Consider the following 17825-nt stretch of genomic DNA (forward strand, 5'->3'; position numbering starts at 1 on the left):
TTTTACCGGTAAGCAAAAATGACCCTCGTTGACATTAGTTTAGTTTCTAACCTTAAAACATGCTTTGTTATAGGACAAGTTTCCATAGCCGGAGTTTCAACGAATTGATATCCTTGTATCCTGTCGCGCTTAAACGGTTCATCAATGGCTGAACCATCGACTGCTCAAGTTGTCGGAAACCTGACACTTCCCTTAAAATAGTTACAGTTAACGAGTTAAGCGCGCGTAAAGGAGACAAGGTGTCGGATAAAAATTTTTCCATAGGGTCACGTATGATCAAAGTCCGTTTGCTAAGTGCCGCAGTGTTGATGACCATGTTCACCTCATCTGCCTGGGCTTTTTCTATAGATGATGTTGCCAAACAAGCGAAGGCATTAGCCGATAAAGGTTACGAAGCGCCGAAAAGCAATCTTCCGTCTCAGTTCCGCGATCTCAAATTCGCAGATTACCAACAAATTCAATTCAATCATGATAAAGCGTACTGGAAAAACCTGAATACGCCGTTCAAGCTTGAGTTTTATCATCAGGGTATGTACTTCGATACGCCGGTTAAAATCAACGAAGTGACGGCGAACTCAGTTAAAGAAATCAAATACAGCCCGGACTACTTCAACTTTGGCAACGTCAAACATGACGCTGACTCAGTGAAAAACCTCGGCTTTGCCGGCTTTAAAGTGCTTTACCCGATCAATAAAGCCGACAAAGATGATGAAATTATGAGTGTGCTGGGTGCCAGCTACTTCCGCGTCATCGGTAAAGGTCAGGTTTATGGCTTATCCGCGCGTGGTCTGGCAATCGACACGGCACTGGCTTCCGGCGAAGAATTCCCGCGTTTCCGTGAATTCTGGATCGAGCGTCCAAATCCGGATGAAAAACATTTAGTCATTTATGCGTTGCTGGATTCTCCACGTGCAACCGGTGCTTATCGTCTGGACGTTTATCCAGGCAAAGAAGCGACGGTGGATGTGCAGTCTCAGGTTTATCTGCGCGACAAAGTGGGCAAGCTGGGTGTGGCACCATTAACCAGTATGTTCCTGTTTGGCGCAAATCAGCCTTCACCGGTACTGAACTACCGTCCGGCGCTGCATGATTCCAACGGTCTGTCGATTCACGCCGGTAACGGTGAATGGATCTGGCGTCCGCTGAACAATCCGAAACACCTTGCGGTCAGCCAGTTCTCAATGGAAAACCCGAAAGGCTTCGGTCTGCTGCAACGTGGTCGCAGCTTCTCCAACTTCGAAGATTTGGACGATCGTTACGACTTGCGTCCGAGCGGTTGGGTTGAGACCAAAGGCGACTGGGGCAAAGGTAAAGTTGAGCTGGTCGAAATTCCGACGGCTGATGAAACCAATGACAACATCGTTGCTTTCTGGACGCCGGAGCAATTGCCTGATGCAGGCAAACCGCTGAGTCTGAACTATCGTCTACACTTCACCCGTGAAGAAGAGAAGTTACATTCTCCTGATCTGGCGTGGGTTGAACGGACAATGCGTTCTACGGGTGATGTGAAACAGTCGAACCTGATCCGTGAGCCAGATGGCAGTGTTGCTTTCCTGATTGATTTCGTCGGTCCGAATCTGAAAGCACTGAAGAGCGATACGCCGGTGGCGTCTCAGGTCAGCGTTGGTGACAACGGTGATCTGGTTGAAAACTCCGTCCGCTACAATCCTGTCACTAAAGGCTGGCGTCTGACGCTGCGCCTTAAAGTGAAGGATCCGAAGAAAGCGATCGAAATGCGCGCTTCTCTGGCCAATGGCGACAAAACTCTGAGTGAAACCTGGAGCTATCAGCTGCCTGCAAATGAATAAGTCAACGCACTCTACTCAAGATTATGTAGAAGCTTTGCCGCTTACTGATGAACAGAAAGCGGCGCTCACTCAGCAGCTTCCCGTTGCTGAAGAGCAGGCTTTTGCAACCGTCCATCACCGCTTAGGCGGTGATGTGTCGGCCATCGTTGATGCTGCGGATCCTGATGCCCCTTTGGTGTCAGTCAAAGCACGTGTCAGCGCAAGCTGGCCAGATGCCCGGGAGAAGGGCACTCTGGACGAAGTCGATAACGAAGGCCGTACCATCGCCCGCGCGATGCCGCCGGTTAAACGTTCCAGCATGTTCCCTGATGTCTGGCGCACCAACCCGGTCGGTCGTTTCTGGGATAACCTGATGGGGCGCAGTGCGGCTTCCCGCCATCGTGCCTCAGAAATGCCTGAGTCGGAAAAGCGCTGGCGTCATGCCGGTTCTGTTCGTCGTTATATCCTGCTTATCCTGATGCTGGTTCAAACGGCGATCGCTACCTGGTACATGAAAACTATCCTGCCTTATCAGGGCTGGGCGCTCATCGACCCAAGCGATATGCTGAATCAGGACTGGCAACAGTCGGTTCTGCAATTGCTGCCTTATGTCTTACAGACCGGGATTCTGGTGCTGTTTGCGATTCTGTTCTGCTGGGTTTCGGCCGGTTTCTGGACCGCACTGATGGGCTTTTTGCAATTGCTCATCGGTCGTGACAAATACAGCATTACGGCATCGACTAAAGGCAATGAGCCGCTGAATCCGAACAACCGTACTGCGCTAATCATGCCTATTTGTAACGAAGACGTGGAGCGCGTTTTCGCGGGTCTTCGTGCAACGTATGAATCAGTCAAAGCCACGGGTGACCTGGATCAGTTCGATATTTACGTGCTCAGCGACAGTTACGATCCGGATATCTGCGTAGCGGAACAAAAAGCCTGGATGGAAGTGTGCCGTGACGTCGAAGGTCACGGGCGTATTTTCTATCGCCGTCGCCGCCGTCGTGTGAAACGTAAAAGCGGAAACATTGATGACTGGTGCCGTCGCTGGGGCGGGGAATATGCCTACATGGTTATTCTCGATGCCGACAGCGTCATGAGCGGTGAATGTCTGACCGGCCTGGCCCGTCTGATGGATGCTAACCCGAACGCCGGTATTATTCAGTCTGCGCCAAAAGCGTCAGGTATGGATACGCTGTATGCGCGTTGCCAGCAGTTTGCGACCCGCGTTTACGGCCCGCTGTTCACCGCCGGTCTGCACTTCTGGCAGCTGGGCGAATCTCACTACTGGGGCCACAACGCAATTATCCGCGTGAAGCCGTTCATCGAACACTGTGCGCTGGCGCCATTGCCAGGCGAAGGTTCATTTGCCGGTTCCATCATGTCTCATGACTTTGTGGAAGCCGCGCTGATGCGCCGTGCAGGCTGGGGCGTGTGGATTGCCTATGATTTGCCGGGCAGTTACGAAGAGTTACCACCAAACCTGCTGGATGAGCTGAAACGCGACCGCCGCTGGTGTCATGGTAACCTGATGAATTTCCGTCTGTTCCTGGTTAAAGGGATGCACCCGGTTCACCGTGCGGTGTTCCTGACGGGCGTGATGTCTTATCTTTCTGCTCCGTTGTGGTTTACGTTCCTCGCGTTGTCTACCGCATTGCAGGTCGTTCATACGCTGATGGAACCGCAATACTTCCTGCAACCACGTCAGTTGTTCCCGGTGTGGCCGCAGTGGCGTCCTGAACTGGCGATAGCCCTGTTCTCGACCACCATGGTCTTGCTGTTCCTGCCGAAGCTGCTGAGTATTGTGCTGATCTGGGCAAAGGGCGCGAAAGAGTTTGGCGGTGCATTCCGTCTGCTGGTTTCGATGTTCCTCGAGATGTTGTTCTCGGTACTGCTTGCGCCGGTACGTATGCTGTTCCACACCGTTTTCGTGGTCAGCGCGTTCCTTGGCTGGGAAGTGGTCTGGAACTCACCGCAGCGTGATGATGATGACACGCCATGGGGCGAAGCCTTCAAGCGTCATGGATCTCAGCTGTTGCTGGGTGCTGTCTGGGCTGCCGGTATGGCATGGCTGGACTTGCGTTTCCTGTGGTGGCTGGCGCCAATCGTCTTCTCTCTGATCTTGTCGCCGATTGTTTCGGTGTTGTCGAGCCGTGCAACGCTTGGGATTAAGAGTAAACGAGCCAAACTGTTCCTGATCCCGGAAGAGTACAATCCTCCGCGTGAACTGGTGGCGACTGAAGAATACCTGACGCTGAACCGCGAACGTAAGCTGCAGAATGGCTTCATGCACGCGGTATTTGATCCGGGCTTCAACGCACTGGCAACGGCGATGGCAACGTCCCGCCACCTGCTGCGCGATGCCGTTGAAAACGGTCGTCGTGCTCATCTGGAACATGCGCTGAAAACTGGTCCGAAGGATCTGGGTAAAGCGGATCGTCTGATTCTGCTCAGTGATCCGGTGCTGATGGCACGTTTACATTCTGCGGTGTGGACGCAACCGGATCAGCAGGCATGGGGTGCATACTACAACCAGCTGCCTCGTAACGTACAGGCGTTCCCTGTTACGCAGACGCTGGAAGTAAAACCCACCTGACTGACAGTGCAGGGCTAAAAACGGGCAGTATGTGCAAACATACTGCCCGTTTTCTTTATGCGTGAAGACAGGTAATCTTTAGCGGATTACAGTGTAAATTTTACCTCCCCTTAACATTGAAAGTGTCACGCGCGTGCTAAGCTCAGAGCGCAATTTTGCGCTAAAAAGCGTGCTTCTTTTGATTTGATTCGACAGGTTGTGTGAGTGATTAAACGGGTTGTTTTACGTGGATGTGTGCTGGCGTTACTGACCACTCTGCTTGCCGGATGTGGCAGTATTATCAGCCGTACCGTTCCGGGGCAGGGACATGGCAATCAGTATTATCCCGGCGTACAGTGGGATTTGCGTGACAGCCCGTGGCGTTACGTCACCGTCATTGACGTCCCTTTATCAATGATTGTCGACACTTTTATGTTGCCGATTGATGCCCGCCACGGGCCTTATGAATGAGTCTTAATCCGCGCCCTTAATCGATATCGCGGCCGGGATATTCGTCTTCATCATCCCATTCTTCCGCTGCGGCTTCACCTTCTTCGGTATCAAGCTGCGGCTCGTGCTGGAATTCGCCTTCATCCCATTCATATAACGTGGCTTCGTCATCCCACTCTTCTTCGAGTTCTATCTGATCATAGTCCTCGTCAAAGATAGCCTGCGCTGCCGCGCCGCTGCGGAAAGTCAGTGCGTCGACAGCTTCGCCTTCACCGGTGAAAAATTCTGCCTGCCACATGATATCGCCATCCTGCATGATGTATTTTTGCAGGTTGAACTGATCCGGAACGGGCTCCTCATCACCATGGATCCTGTCTTGCGCAGCTTCGAGAAATTCTTCGCGGGCGGCATCAATAGCTTCTTCAAGCGTTGCGTACATGCTCATTGTTGTCTCCTGGATTGAAAGGGAAATAGGGGTGCAGCAAATAGCGTTATTAATGAACAAGTAACGACCATCTGACAGTGAAAAACCTGATTAAATGATTGTTGTCGATAACTGGCAGGATGCAAGTTTTCAGACCAAATCAGTCGGATTTTTTTCTGCTATTCTCAATTTCTTGCTGGTGATTTTCATCGGATAAAAAGAGAGACGGTACAAATGGTTTCACGACAGGCAGTTATGCGGGTGGCGCGTCCGACGGATAATCTCGAGCCGTTAGCGCGAATGTATTGTGAGGGGCTGGGTTTCGGGGAGATCGGCCGTTTTAGCGATCATCAGGGCTTTGATGGTGTGCTGGTAGGGCATCCGCATCACCATTATCATCTGGAGTTCACGCATCACCACGGCACATCGGTGGGGCGGGCGCCGACGCAGGACAATCTCCTGGTGTTTTATATTCCGGATAACGAGGAATGGCGTAGTCAGTGTGAGCTGATGTCAAAAGCGGGTTTTATCGCCGCGCCATCGTTTAATCCTTACTGGGATGAATGCGGTAAAACCTTTGAGGATATCGATGGTTATCGCGTGGTTCTGGCTCAGCGTGACTGGAGCGTCTAGAAACTTGCGTCAGTACAAGCTTTGCGACGCCAGCCAGGCGCTAGTCCGCCATAGCCTGCTTAGGCCGGCGTTGCAGGCACCAGTACGAATATCCCGCATTGAACAGCACGACCATCGCCGTGACGAAAAATACCGTACGGAAGCCGTAACTGGCGGATACCGCCGCGCCCAGTAAAGGACCCGTGACGTTCCCGACGTCGCGGAAAGACTGGTTGTAACTGAACACGCGTCCGGCAACCTGATTGGTACAGTTATAAATCAGCAGCGTCTGCACGGCGGGAAGCAGGGCGCCATCGCAGGCACCCAGAAGAAAGCGCAAAATACCCAGTTGTAATGGCGTCTGGACAAAAGCCATGGGGATCAGAAGCAACACTGACAGCGCCAGCATCGCCACCAGAATTCGCTCCGGGCCAATCCGGTCGCCAAGTTTGCCCAAACGGGGCGCACTCATCAGCGCGGCCACGCCAGGTACCGACGCAATCATCCCACTAATGAACGCCAGATTTTGCGTATTTCCCGCCAGTTCACGCACATATAACGTCAGGATCGGCGCAATTGAGCCGGTCGCAATCTGAATAATCAACGTAGTGACGAAAAGACATAACACCAGCTTGGGGTTTTTCAGCGAAGCAAAAACTTGCTTCCGGTTGAGCATGTCCTTTTTGTTCACCGGCACGAACTGCTCGCGGATGAAATACAGCGTCATCAGAAAACACAGGAATAACACGCAGGCGGTGATGAAGAACACCGGACGCAAACCGTAGCTGTCGGCGAGCAACCCCCCGACCAGCGGGCCGATCAGTGCGCCACTGACCGCACCGGTAGATAACGTGCCCAGCGCCCAGCCGCTTTTATTGCGCGGAATTTGGGTGGCGATCAGCGCATTGGCATTAGGGACGAATCCGCCAAGAAGCCCGAGCAGCGCACGCAGGATCAGGAATTGCCAGATATTTTGTGCAAAGCCCATCAGCGCCATAACAATCGCCATGCCCAGCGCGGAACGCAGCAACATGATTTTACGGCCTTTACGGTCGGCGAGTCCGCCCCAGAAAGGCGAGGCGATAGCAGAAAACAGAAAGGTAATACTGAAAACCAGCCCCGACCACATATTCAGGGATTCATGGCCGGTAACACCGAGGGTTTCTATATACAAGGGCAGGAACGGCATGATCAGGCTGAATGCGGCACCGGTCAGGAAGCAGCCAATCCAGGCAACATACAGATTACGTTTCCAGTTTATAGGATCTGGTGCGATTTCAGGTTCAGGTGCCGGAGTCATAAAATACCGAAAAATGAGGTCAGGTTCGCTCTGGAATGACAGACGGAAACAAGACAGAGCACAAGTAACAATCAATTGGCATGATAATTATGCGCCTAATTATCATTCACTTCAATGATGTTAATGAACTGTAACAGTAAGAACTAAAATACAGGTTTAAAAAAATCGGGGAGTGAAGAAGATCAAACGGAGGGTGAAAAATGCAAAAAAAAACGGCCAGCAACGAAGCTGACCGCGACAGACACAGATTTAATAACAGCCAGGTTGACGCAAAAAAGACCGATTAACGCAAGGCTTCGTTTTTCATAACGGAGTAACGGCCACTGCCCAGGAACATGATCACCAGACCGCCGAAGAAGTACATGGCTTCACCTTCCAGACCCCAGGCTCCGACTTCTGTGGTGGTAAAGAACTTACCGGCGACGACCAGGAACACAGCGACTAAAATATTGAAGGCCATTACCAGCGCAGCAGGGCGGGTGAAAATACCCAGGATAATCAGAACCGGCGCAATCACTTCGCCAATGTAAGCGCCATAGGCGATAAAACCAGGCAGACCGTCAGCCTGCAACATCTGGGCAATCCAGCCGACACCGTTTTCTATTTTAGCCACGCCATGAAATAAAATGAGAATGCCAAAAGTCAGACGTAACAGCAGCTTACCAAAATCCTGATGATCCATGGCGCGGGTAAAAGAAGCGTTCAGTTTAGCCAACATAATGTGTTCCTTTTGAAGGTAACATGCCCGGGTGCAGGCAGGGGGTCACGCGGCTCCAAGATCAGCGGAGTAATCACGTGGAGAAATTATGCAGAGAGTATTGGCCTAAACGGGATGGGATAAAATCTGATAACTTTGAAGATGTCTGTCAAAAAAACTGTCGAAGCAAATCAAAAAACCGGCAGAACCTGAGTCCGCCGGTTTGGTACGTTAATCCCTGAGGGCTTTATAGAGCGACGGTTCCCCTTGCGGGCGCGTTTTGAAGCGGCGGTGCAGCCACATATATTGCTCCGGCGCCTGGCGGATTTCGTTCTCAACCACTTTATTCATATATGTCGCGGCGACAATTTCATCATCCAGCGGGAAGTCAGCCACCTGAGGATGAATGATCATCTCATAGCCTTTTCCACCCGGCAGACGGCGCGGGGTGAACGGGATAATGGCCGGTTTGCCCATCCGTGCCAGCAGATAGGTGCCGGTTGTCGTGGCGGCTTTATCCACGGCAAAGAAAGGAACGAACACGCTGGCACGCGGGCCGTAGTCGTGATCCGGCGCATACCAGATGATGTCGCCCTGCTTGAGACTACGGATCATACCTTTGAGGTCTTTGCGATCAAGCATCCCTTTGTTCGAACGCATACGTCCTTTGGTCTGGATCCAGTCCATCAGCTTATTGTCGTGCGGACGGTAAACGCCCACGCCCGGGTTGTGAATGCCGAAAATGCGGGCGCCCAGCTCCAGCGTCAGGAAATGTACGCCTATCAGCAACACGCCCTGTTTGTTGTCACGTGCGTGCTGGATATGCTCCAGACCGCTGACTTTGAACCAGCGCTCTATACGCCAGTCCGGCCAGAACCAGGCCATACCGGTTTCAAATAAGCCCATTCCCACGGATTCAAAGTTTTTAACCACCATATCTTCACGCTGTTCCGGGTGCATGTCCGGGAAACATAATTCGATATTACGCTGCGCAATTTTATAGCGGTGTTTGAGAAAACGCATAGAGAAGCGGCCCAGTCCGGTGCCAATTCGATAAATGACCGGATAAGGTAATAATACCAGCGCATACAGCAAGCCCAGACCAAGCCAGGTGATCCAGTAGCGTGGGTGAAGCAACGATCGGTTAAAGGTCGGTACCTGAGTCATAGATTCTCTGCGTCAATGGATCGAAGTAGAAAGTTTATAAGCTCTGTCTAGTGCAGCAGCCTGCCACGGAAATACGTCCATATTTCGATGGGAATAAAAGTTGTTCGTAATTATTTGCAGTAAAGTGAAACATTGTGGCATTTTTTTTGGATGAGGTGAAAATTCACGGCACTAATACCTCATTTTACTTATGGATTGGGTGAATGGAAAACAAGTTGGTTTTTTTTCTACTTATCCGTTTTGCCATGGTATACATCGCATCAAATATCAGCAGAGAAACGGTTTTTGTCAATGAAACAGGCAGCCCTGAAGGCTGCCTGTTGTGCTTTTGCGACTGAGGGGTTATTCCGAATGGAACAGACCTTTCAGCCCGTGAGGCTCGCTGCGCCAGTACTGTTTCGGCGCCGAAACTTTGGCGCCCAGTTTCGCGGCGGCATGCCACGGCCAGCGCGGGTTATATAAAATGCCACGAGCGAGGGCAATCATATCAGCCTGACCGGTGCCGATAATGGCTTCAGCCTGTTCCGGTTCGGTGATAAGTCCTACGGCGATCACTGGCATGTTCACATAACGCTTGATGCCGTCAGCGAAAGGCACCTGATAGTTCGGGCCAACAGCGATTTTCTGGTGCGGACTCAGGCCGCCGCTGGAGACGTGAATATAGCTGCAACCCAGCTTATCCAACGCTTTAGCCAGTTCAATGGATTGTTCCAGGTCCCAGCCACCTTCCACCCAGTCAGTGGCAGAGATACGCACACCGATCGGTTTTTCAGCCGGGAATTCGGCACGTATTTCCTGGAAGATTTCCAGCAGCAATCTCATACGGTTTTCCAGTGAGCCACCGTACTGATCCGTGCGCTGGTTTGAAAGCGGTGACAGGAACTGATGCAGCAGATAACCGTGCGCACCGTGCAGTTCGAGCAGGTCTAAGCCCAGGCGATCCGCGCGGCGGACAGTCTCAACGTACGCTTTTTTCAGTTCATCAATACGCGCCAGAGACATCGGCTCAGGTGCTTCAGTACCCTCTGTGAAGGCAATCGCGGAAGGTGCGACCGTTTGCCAGCCGCCGGCGGATTGTGGGATTTGCGCGCCACCGTTCCACGGTGCAGCGCAGGAGGCTTTGCGACCGGCGTGTCCCAGTTGCAGACCCAGCGGCATTTTGCTGTTGGCGCGCAGGCCGGTAATCAGATCTTTCATTGCTGCTTCAGTGGCATCGTCCCATAACCCCAAATCCTCGGCAGAGATACGTCCTGCGGCTTCAACGGCAGTGGCTTCAAGGATGAGCAGACCGGCACCCGAGAAGGACAACTGGCCCAAATGGGCGTGATGCCATTCAGTAGCTTTCCCCTCATCGGAGGAATACTGGCACATTGGGGCGATCACAATGCGGTTTTCCAGCGTCAGCTCGCCTAAGGTAATTGGTTCAAAAAGCTTACTCATATTTCATGCCCCTTAAAATTCAGCGTAGTGAAGAGTTCCCAAGGATGGGTGACATCTAAGAATAGGTTATCGCATTTAAAACATGGGCAATGAACAGCAGGTGTTTTTCTTATGACGAATTTGCAACGGAAGATGTCCTCGTTGTTGCTTTAATGTATAATCTTGCCGCTTCAAAAGTAGCTATTCGGTATCCAATAGTTAAATTCCCCTGAAAGACAGGAACGTACACCATGCCAGTGTTACATAACCGTATTTCTAATGAGGAACTCAGGGCGCGCATGTTGGCTGAAACAGAGCCGCGCACCACCGTTTCTTTTTATAAGTATTTCCAGCTCGAAGATCCGAAAACCTTCCGCGATGCTTTGTATGTCAGCCTGACGCGTCTTAACGTGTTTGGTCGTATTTACGTGGCAAAAGAAGGGATTAACGCGCAAATCAGCGTTCCGCAGAGCAAGTTTGAGGCGTTTAAAACCGAGCTGTTTTCCAGCCATCCGGCGCTGGATCAAATTCGTCTGAACGTGGCGCTGGAAGACGACGGTAAATCCTTCTGGGTGCTGCGTCTCAAAGTGCGTGACCGTATCGTGGCGGACGGGATTGATGATGATTCTTTCGATCCTTCTAACGTGGGGGAGTATCTGAAAGCCGAACAGGTCAACGCCATGATTGACGATCCGGACACGCTGTTTGTTGATATGCGTAACCACTACGAATATGAAGTGGGGCATTTTGACAAAGCGATAGAAGTGCCATCGGATACCTTCCGCGATCAGCTGCCAATGGCCGTTGATATGCTTAAAGAAGACAAAGACAAAAAAATCGTGATGTATTGCACGGGTGGGATCCGCTGTGAAAAAGCCAGCGCCTATATGCTGCATAATGGTTTTAAGAATGTGTATCACGTTGAAGGCGGCATTATTGAATATGCGCGCCGTGCGAAAGAGCAGGGCTTACCGGTCAAATTTAAAGGTAAAAACTTTGTCTTTGATGAACGCATGGGTGAGCGTATTTCTGATGACGTGATCGCGCATTGCCACCAGTGTGGCGAAGCGTGCGACAACCACACCAACTGCAAAAATGACGGCTGCCATCTGTTGTTTATTCAGTGCCCGACGTGTGCGGCGAAGTTTGACGGTTGCTGCAGCGAAATCTGTATGACCGAACTGAAACTGCCGGTGGAAGAACAGCGTGCGCTGCGTGCTGGCCGTGAAAACGGCATCAAGATTTTCAATAAGTCCAAAGGCCTGTTGCAAACCACCATGCACATTCCGTCACCAGAAAACGACTGATCTGCGTCTGAATGCTGAATGACAAAAAGCCCTGAACGGCATTCGCTGTTCAGGGCTTTTTTGGCGCAGTGAATTACTTCTCCTGCACACCTTCCACGGAAATAATCAGCTCCACATTCTGAGACGCAGGACCCAGATCGGTGGTGATGCCGTAATCTTTCAGCGCGATAGTGCCTGCGGCTTCAAAGCCTGCACGATAGCCGCCCCACGGATCCTTGCCCTGACCGAGCAATTTGGCCTGAAGGGTCAGCGGTTTGGTGACGCCGTTGAGAGTGAAATCACCGGTGACTTCCAGATCCTCACCTTCTTTTTTCACTGACGTTGATTTGAACGTTGCCTGCGGATGTTTGCCGACATTCAGGAATTCAGCGCTGCGCAGATGTTTGTCACGTTCGGCATGGTTGGTAAACACGCTGGTGGTGTTGATGGTCACATTCACTTTATCCGCCGCTGGGTCTTTCTCGTCGAAAGTGAATCCGCCGTCAAAATCGTTAAAGCTGCCGTAGAGCCAGCTGTAACCTAAATGTTTGATACGAAACTCGATAAAGGCGTGCTGACCTTCTTTATCAATTTTGTAATTTGCTGCGGTGGCAGAACCGGCGGCCAGTAACAGGGATGCCAGCGTCAGACCCAGAGTGGTTTTTTTCAACATGGTTATTCTCCGTTTATCCATAATGTGAACAACATAAGTAAAGAGCAGAACGTTAACCGGATCAGCGCCCCAGCATGCGTGTCAGGGTGCTGTCGCGGTCAATAAAATGATGTTTAAGCGCTGCAAGCGCGTGGAACCCCGAGACAATCACAATGCCCCACGCCAGCCACAGATGCAGGGTGCCTGCAATGTCCGCCTGCTGATTCAATCCGAACAGCGTTGCGGGTAGTTCAAACCAGCCGAAGACGCTGACGGCCTGGCCTTCAGCAGTCGAAATGAGATAGCCGCTGACAAGAATGCCGAACAACCCGATAAATAACAGAACATGAGCAAGCCACGCGCCGATCCGGGTTTTCGCGCTATAGCTTTCAAGAGGCGCAGGCGGCGGTGAAATAAAGCGCCAGGCCAGACGAAATACCATGGCAATAAATACCAGCACGCCAATACTTTTATGTATTTCCGGCGCACGGTGATACCAGGTGTCGTAATAACCCAGTCCGACCATCCACAATCCCAGTGCAAATAATCCGTAAACGGCCAGTGCAATAATCCAGTGAAGGATTACTGAAATATGACCAAACCGGACGGGCGTATTTTTCCACAACATAAACAGGCAATCTCGACTAAGGCTTTTTGTGGAAATTAAACATTTAGAAACATTCTGGCAAACTATTATTTCCAAAAAAGGCGATTAATTTTACTCTTTCATTATTTTTGATGTTTTTATCATGATCTTATTCAGTGCTTTCGTTTTATCTGCACGAAGATACTGGTTTTTGACTGTAAGGCAGAGCCGGCAAGGGTTTGTCAACTTTTGTCATCGACGGTAAAGTTTGCTTTTCTTCTAAAAATTTGAGTAAAAATAATGATTGCAACAGTGATTAATAAAATTGAATGCTTTTGGCTTGAGGTTTGTTGAATGGCTGAGGATACGGAATAACGCAGTATTTATGTCGGAAAGACTCAATGTTTCTTAAAGAAAGCGTAAAGACTTTTAGGGTTTTGTTCAGACCTGATCGAGATCAGCTTATGCAATAGGATGATATTTATAATCCTTTTTAATTCCGATTAGGAATATTTTTATTGTCTTATATTTGATGTTTCCTGATGAGGTTTCTTTCCCTGAATTCAAAGAGAGCGGCATCCGGCATCACATGGAGAGTGACATTATGTTTACTGCACCAAAACGGTTTACTGCAACAAAACGTTTTGCCGCCATTCCGGTACTGCTGACATTATTCATCGCCCCGCTGGTCGTTCATGCTGCGCAGTCTCTGCCGGTAGTAACCGCGGCCACTATCGAAACTCAGGCTGACGGCGTTGGCCGTACTTATCTCGGGCGCCTTGAGGCCGTTCAGGCGGTGAATATCACCAGCAGGACGGAAGGATTTATTGCCCGCCGCGCCTTTGAAGAAGGGCAGTTCGTGAATGCCGGGGATCTGCTGTATGAAATCGAACCGGCCCTGCATCAGGCCGCGGTTGCTCAGGCAAAGGCCCAGCTGGACAGTGCGAATGCCACCGCGCGCCACGCCCAGACACATCTGAACCGTATTCAGCGTCTGGGAGATGCGCGTACGGTGAGTCAGTCCGATGTCGATACGGCGCTCGCCGCACGTGATACCGCCCGCGCTGCCGTGGCGCAAGCTCAGGCTGCATTGAAAACGCAGGAACTTCAGCTCAGTTACACCCGTATCACCGCGCCCATTTCGGGGCGCATCGGCGTGAGTCATTTTCATACCGGCAGCCTGGTCAGTCCGGCCAGCGGTGTAATGACGGAAATTGTGCAACTTGATCCCGTCCGCGTGGTGATTTCGGTCAACGAGCGGGATGTTCTTAGCGCGACGCATACCAGCGGTGACCTCGGGCAGGCATTTTCTGATACCCATATGGCTTTGTCCCTGCGCTTATCGGATGGCTCACCCTATATGAAAACGCCGGTGTTTGAGTCACTGGGTAACCGCATCGAAGCACAGACAGGAACGTTGCCAGTCAGGCTGACGGTCGCCAATCCTGAGCATCGTTTATTGCCGGGCGGAACAGTCAATGTCACCGCCCAGCCGCACACAGGGGATCAGCTGCCGGTATTGCCGGCGCAGGCTCTGCAGCAAAATGCGACAGGATATTTTGTTCTGCTGGTGAATGCTGAACAGCGCATCGAGGCGCGTCCTGTCCGGCTTGGCGCACAAACTTCTCACGGCTATTTCGTGGCGGAAGGATTGCAGGGCGGCGAAAGTGTCGTGACGGAAGGCCTGCAACAGGTTCAGCCAGGCATGAAGGTCAGTGTACGGGACGCTTCTGACGTCTCAGCCGCCGCTGCTAAGAAAGGTTAAGGAACAACGATGCTTCAGCAATTTATCAAAAGACCCCGTTTTGCGGTGGTGATCGCGCTGGTGACGGCGCTGATGGGTGCCGTTGCACTGAAGGTAATCCCGGTTGAGCAGTATCCTGATATTACGCCACCGGTGGTTTCGGTCAGCGCCACCTATCCCGGTGCCAGCGCGCGCGATGTGGCGGAATCCGTCGCTGCGCCGATTGAAGCGCAGGTCAATGGCGTCAGTAATATGTTGTATATGTCGTCGAACAGCGGCAATAACGGCAGTTACACCCTGACCATTACCTTTGCCAGTGGAACCGATCCGGACACCGCGGCCGTGGAAGTCCAGAACCGTATTTCTCAGGTCAGCTCGCGCCTTCCGCCGGAAGTGCTAAGTACGGGTGTATCGGTACGTAAACAGGCGTCTAATATTCTGATGGGGATCAGCCTGCTTTCACCTAAGAATACGCACGACAAATTATTTATCAGTAACTTTGCCAGCATTCAGTTACGCGATGCGCTGGCGCGTATTGATGGCGTAGGTGATGTCCGGGTTTTCGGTTCGCGTGATTACAGTATGCGGATCTGGCTGGATCCGAACAAAATGGAAGCGCTGGATGTCAGCAGTATTGAAATCAGCACGGCTATCCGCGAGCAAAACGTACAGGCCGCTGCCGGACAGATTGGCGCGTCACCCAGTCCATCGATGCAGCAGCAAACCCTGACCATTAGCGGTGCCGGACGGCTGAGTTCGCCGGAAGAGTTCGGCAATATCATTGTGCGCAAGAATGCCAATGGCGGAACGGTTCGTCTGCGGGACGTCGCGCGAATTGAACTGGGCGCGCAGGATTATCAGGTCAATGCCACACTGAATCAGACGCCATCTGCGTTCCTGTCTGTATATCCCGCGCCGGGAGCGAATGCGCTGAATGTGGCCAATGCGGTGCGTGAAGAGATGACGCGTCAGGCGCGCAATTTTCCTCACGACCTAACCTATGAAATTAAATTCGACTCAACCCGTTTTGTCAGCGCTACGCTGGATGAAATCGCTGTTTCACTGGTGCTGACCTTTATCGTTGTTCTGACAATTGTGTATTTGTTCCTGCAAAGCTTGCGAGCGACATTCATCGTCGCGCTGACCATTCCGGTTTCGTTGCTTGGCACATTTGCTGTGCTGTACGCCTTTGGCTATTCCGCCAATACGCTGAGTTTGTTCGCCATTATTCTGGCCCTGACGGTGGTGGTCGATGATGCCATTGTGGTGGTAGAAAACGTCGAGCGTCTGATGATGGAAGACCCGTCTCTCGGACGCGTTGCCGCCACCCGCAAAGCCCTGAAGCAAATTGCGGGCCCGGTAATTGCGACGACCGTGGTTCTGCTGGCGGTATTTGTCCCGATTGCGGTTTTGCCTGGCATTACCGGCGCCCTGTATCGTCAGTTTGCCGTTACATTGTCTGCTGCGGTGGTGCTTTCCAGTATCAATGCGCTGACGCTGACGCCGGCACTTTGCGCGACGTTGCTCAAACCGCGCCCTGAGAAACCCGCCCGCATTTTCCACCTCTTTAATCAGGGGCTGGACAAGGTGCGTGACAGGTATGTCAAAACCGCTGCGCGTCTGAGTAAACATGCCCTGACCAGCGTGGCGACGGTACTGGTCATAACCGGTGCCTGCGTGTGGGGCTACAACAGCCTGCCAAAATCTTTTCTGCCGGATGAAGATCAGGGCTACTTCTTCGTGAATGTGCAGTTGCCAGATGGTGCATCCCTGAACCGGACTGACGCCGTGCTGGATCAGATGCAGGCTCTTCTGGAGAAGGATCCTGCGGTGGAAGATGTGATCGCCATCAGCGGCTTTAGCCTGATGAGCGGGGGCAGTGCGCCCAATACTGCATTCGGCATAGTATTGCTCAAACCCTGGGGTGAGCGCAGCGCAGTGGATCAGGTGATCGGTCGTCTGCAACCGGCAATGGCGGGCATTCCTTCCGCGATGATCATGGCGATAAATCCGCCGGCGATTTCCGGGCTGGGAACCGCTTCCGGACTGGATTTACGCCTTCAGGCCTTGCAGGGACAATCCCCGCAGGAACTGGCAGAGATTGGGCGAACGATAATCCAGAGTGCTAATCAAAATCCGCAGCTGAGCCGTGTCTTCACTACCTTCAGCGCCTCCGTACCGGAAATTGCTTTAAGTGTGGATCGCGACCGTGCCGCCATGATGCAGGTGCCCGTTGGCAGGATTTTCTCGACATTACAGACGTCTCTGGGCGGCGTGAATGTCAGCGATTTCATCAAGAATAACCGTTTGTTTAACGTGCAGATGCAAAATGAAATGGAAGATCGCCAGCGTGCGGACCAGATTTCGACACTCACTGTGCGCAGTGATAACGGTTCACTGGTAAGCCTTGGGAAAATGGTGGAGCTGACACCGTCACTGGGCGCGCCTTTTATTACGCAATATAACCAGTTCTCGTCGCTGGCGGTGAGCGGGGCGGCGGCGCCGGGCGTCAGTTCCGGTGAGGCGATGGCGCAGATGGAAAATATCCTCACTGAAAAGTTACCGGCAGGATATGGCTATGAATGGAGCGGAATGTCGTTGCAGGAAATTCAGGCCGGAGGGCAGGCAATCCTTATCTATGCCGCGGCACTTCTGTTTGCCTATCTGTTCCTGGTGGCGCAATACGAGAGCTGGAGCATTCCGCTGGTGGTCATGATTTCGGTGATTTTTGCGGTATTTGGCGCTATCGGCGGCCTGCATTTAGCGGGATTAAGTAACGATGTCTATGCTCAAATTGGCATGGTGTTGCTCATCGGGTTGGCCGCGAAAAACGCTATATTGATCGTCGAGTTCTCCAAAGCACGCAGGGAAGAAGGGGCATCCGTCCGCGAAGCAGCGCAGGAAGGGGCGAAACAGCGTTTTCGTGCTGTTATGATGACGGCCATTTCCTTCATTCTCGGCGTGTTACCTCTGGTAATGGCGTCAGGAGCGGGAGCCATGAGCCGTCATATTATCGGTGTCACAGTGTTTAGCGGTATGTTGCTGTCCACGACGGTGGGGATCCTGTTTATCCCGGCGCTGTATGTTCATATTCAGCGTTTACGTGAGTGGACGAAATCCCGCTAA

The 17825-nt window shown here is 52.0% G+C and carries 14 protein-coding genes; 7 read left to right on the top strand and 7 right to left on the bottom strand.

Features of this window, described 5'->3' with window-relative positions; all coding sequences use genetic code 11:
* Positions 1 to 272: 272 nt before the first annotated feature.
* The 3 genes from EC840_RS00665 to EC840_RS00675 all read left to right on the top strand — a co-directional run bounded on the left by EC840_RS00665 (position 273) and on the right by EC840_RS00675 (position 4833).
* Positions 273 to 1808: a glucan biosynthesis protein G gene (locus EC840_RS00665; protein WP_112291240.1), complete on the top strand. Its 1536-nt coding sequence runs from the start codon at positions 273 to 275 to the stop codon at positions 1806 to 1808.
* Positions 1801 to 4383: a glucans biosynthesis glucosyltransferase MdoH gene (gene mdoH, locus EC840_RS00670; protein WP_132963775.1), complete on the top strand. Its 2583-nt coding sequence runs from the start codon at positions 1801 to 1803 to the stop codon at positions 4381 to 4383. The genes EC840_RS00665 and mdoH overlap by 8 nt, the downstream gene beginning before the upstream one ends.
* Positions 4384 to 4587: 204 nt before the next feature.
* Positions 4588 to 4833: a YceK/YidQ family lipoprotein gene (locus EC840_RS00675; RefSeq protein WP_112291169.1), complete on the top strand. Its 246-nt coding sequence runs from the start codon at positions 4588 to 4590 to the stop codon at positions 4831 to 4833.
* A gap of 16 nt (positions 4834 to 4849) precedes the next feature.
* Here the strand turns inward: EC840_RS00675 and EC840_RS00680 are convergent, their stop codons facing one another.
* A complete protein-coding gene (locus EC840_RS00680; RefSeq protein WP_112291168.1) occupies positions 4850 to 5257 on the bottom strand; it encodes a MysB family protein in 408 nt (135 codons plus the stop codon).
* A gap of 213 nt (positions 5258 to 5470) precedes the next feature.
* Between EC840_RS00680 and EC840_RS00685 the strand changes: the two genes are divergently transcribed.
* The gene (locus EC840_RS00685; protein ID WP_120160594.1) at positions 5471 to 5869 is read left to right on the top strand and encodes a VOC family protein; all 399 of its coding nucleotides are present in this window, start codon (positions 5471 to 5473) and stop codon (positions 5867 to 5869) included.
* Positions 5870 to 5909: 40 nt separating this feature from the next.
* Here EC840_RS00685 and mdtG read toward each other — a convergent pair whose 3' ends face one another.
* The 4 genes from mdtG to EC840_RS00705 all read right to left on the bottom strand — a co-directional run bounded on the left by mdtG (position 5910) and on the right by EC840_RS00705 (position 10452).
* On the bottom strand, positions 5910 to 7148 hold the full coding sequence (mdtG, locus tag EC840_RS00690) for a multidrug efflux MFS transporter MdtG (protein WP_120134625.1): 1239 nt from the start codon (positions 7146 to 7148) through the stop codon (positions 5910 to 5912).
* A 283-nt stretch (positions 7149 to 7431) separates the two neighbouring features.
* Positions 7432 to 7866: a DoxX family protein gene (locus EC840_RS00695; RefSeq protein WP_132963776.1), complete on the bottom strand. Its 435-nt coding sequence runs from the start codon at positions 7864 to 7866 to the stop codon at positions 7432 to 7434.
* Positions 7867 to 8076: 210 nt separating this feature from the next.
* Positions 8077 to 9012, bottom strand: coding sequence for a Kdo(2)-lipid IV(A) acyltransferase (locus tag EC840_RS00700; RefSeq protein ID WP_129638472.1), 936 nt, complete (start codon positions 9010 to 9012; stop codon positions 8077 to 8079).
* Positions 9013 to 9354: 342 nt separating this feature from the next.
* The gene (locus EC840_RS00705) at positions 9355 to 10452 is read right to left on the bottom strand and encodes an NADH:flavin oxidoreductase/NADH oxidase (RefSeq protein WP_132963777.1); all 1098 of its coding nucleotides are present in this window, start codon (positions 10450 to 10452) and stop codon (positions 9355 to 9357) included.
* Positions 10453 to 10682: 230 nt separating this feature from the next.
* Between EC840_RS00705 and EC840_RS00710 the strand changes: the two genes are divergently transcribed.
* Positions 10683 to 11738: a rhodanese-related sulfurtransferase gene (locus EC840_RS00710; RefSeq protein ID WP_132963778.1), complete on the top strand. Its 1056-nt coding sequence runs from the start codon at positions 10683 to 10685 to the stop codon at positions 11736 to 11738.
* Positions 11739 to 11811: 73 nt separating this feature from the next.
* Here EC840_RS00710 and EC840_RS00715 read toward each other — a convergent pair whose 3' ends face one another.
* Positions 11812 to 12387, bottom strand: a complete 576-nt coding sequence (locus EC840_RS00715) for a YceI family protein (protein ID WP_120160736.1) — start codon at positions 12385 to 12387, stop codon at positions 11812 to 11814.
* A 64-nt stretch (positions 12388 to 12451) separates the two neighbouring features.
* Positions 12452 to 12997, bottom strand: a complete 546-nt coding sequence (locus tag EC840_RS00720) for a cytochrome b (protein WP_129638475.1) — start codon at positions 12995 to 12997, stop codon at positions 12452 to 12454.
* A 562-nt stretch (positions 12998 to 13559) separates the two neighbouring features.
* On the opposite strand from EC840_RS00720, the gene EC840_RS00725 reads away from it, so the two are divergent.
* The gene (locus EC840_RS00725; protein ID WP_129638476.1) at positions 13560 to 14720 is read left to right on the top strand and encodes an efflux RND transporter periplasmic adaptor subunit; all 1161 of its coding nucleotides are present in this window, start codon (positions 13560 to 13562) and stop codon (positions 14718 to 14720) included.
* Between the two features lie 9 nt (positions 14721 to 14729).
* The gene (locus EC840_RS00730) at positions 14730 to 17825 is read left to right on the top strand and encodes a multidrug efflux RND transporter permease subunit (protein WP_132963779.1); all 3096 of its coding nucleotides are present in this window, start codon (positions 14730 to 14732) and stop codon (positions 17823 to 17825) included.

Origin of the sequence: Rahnella sp. JUb53, assembly GCF_004346065.1 — a bacterium.
GTDB classification, from domain to species: domain Bacteria; phylum Pseudomonadota; class Gammaproteobacteria; order Enterobacterales; family Enterobacteriaceae; genus Rahnella; species Rahnella variigena.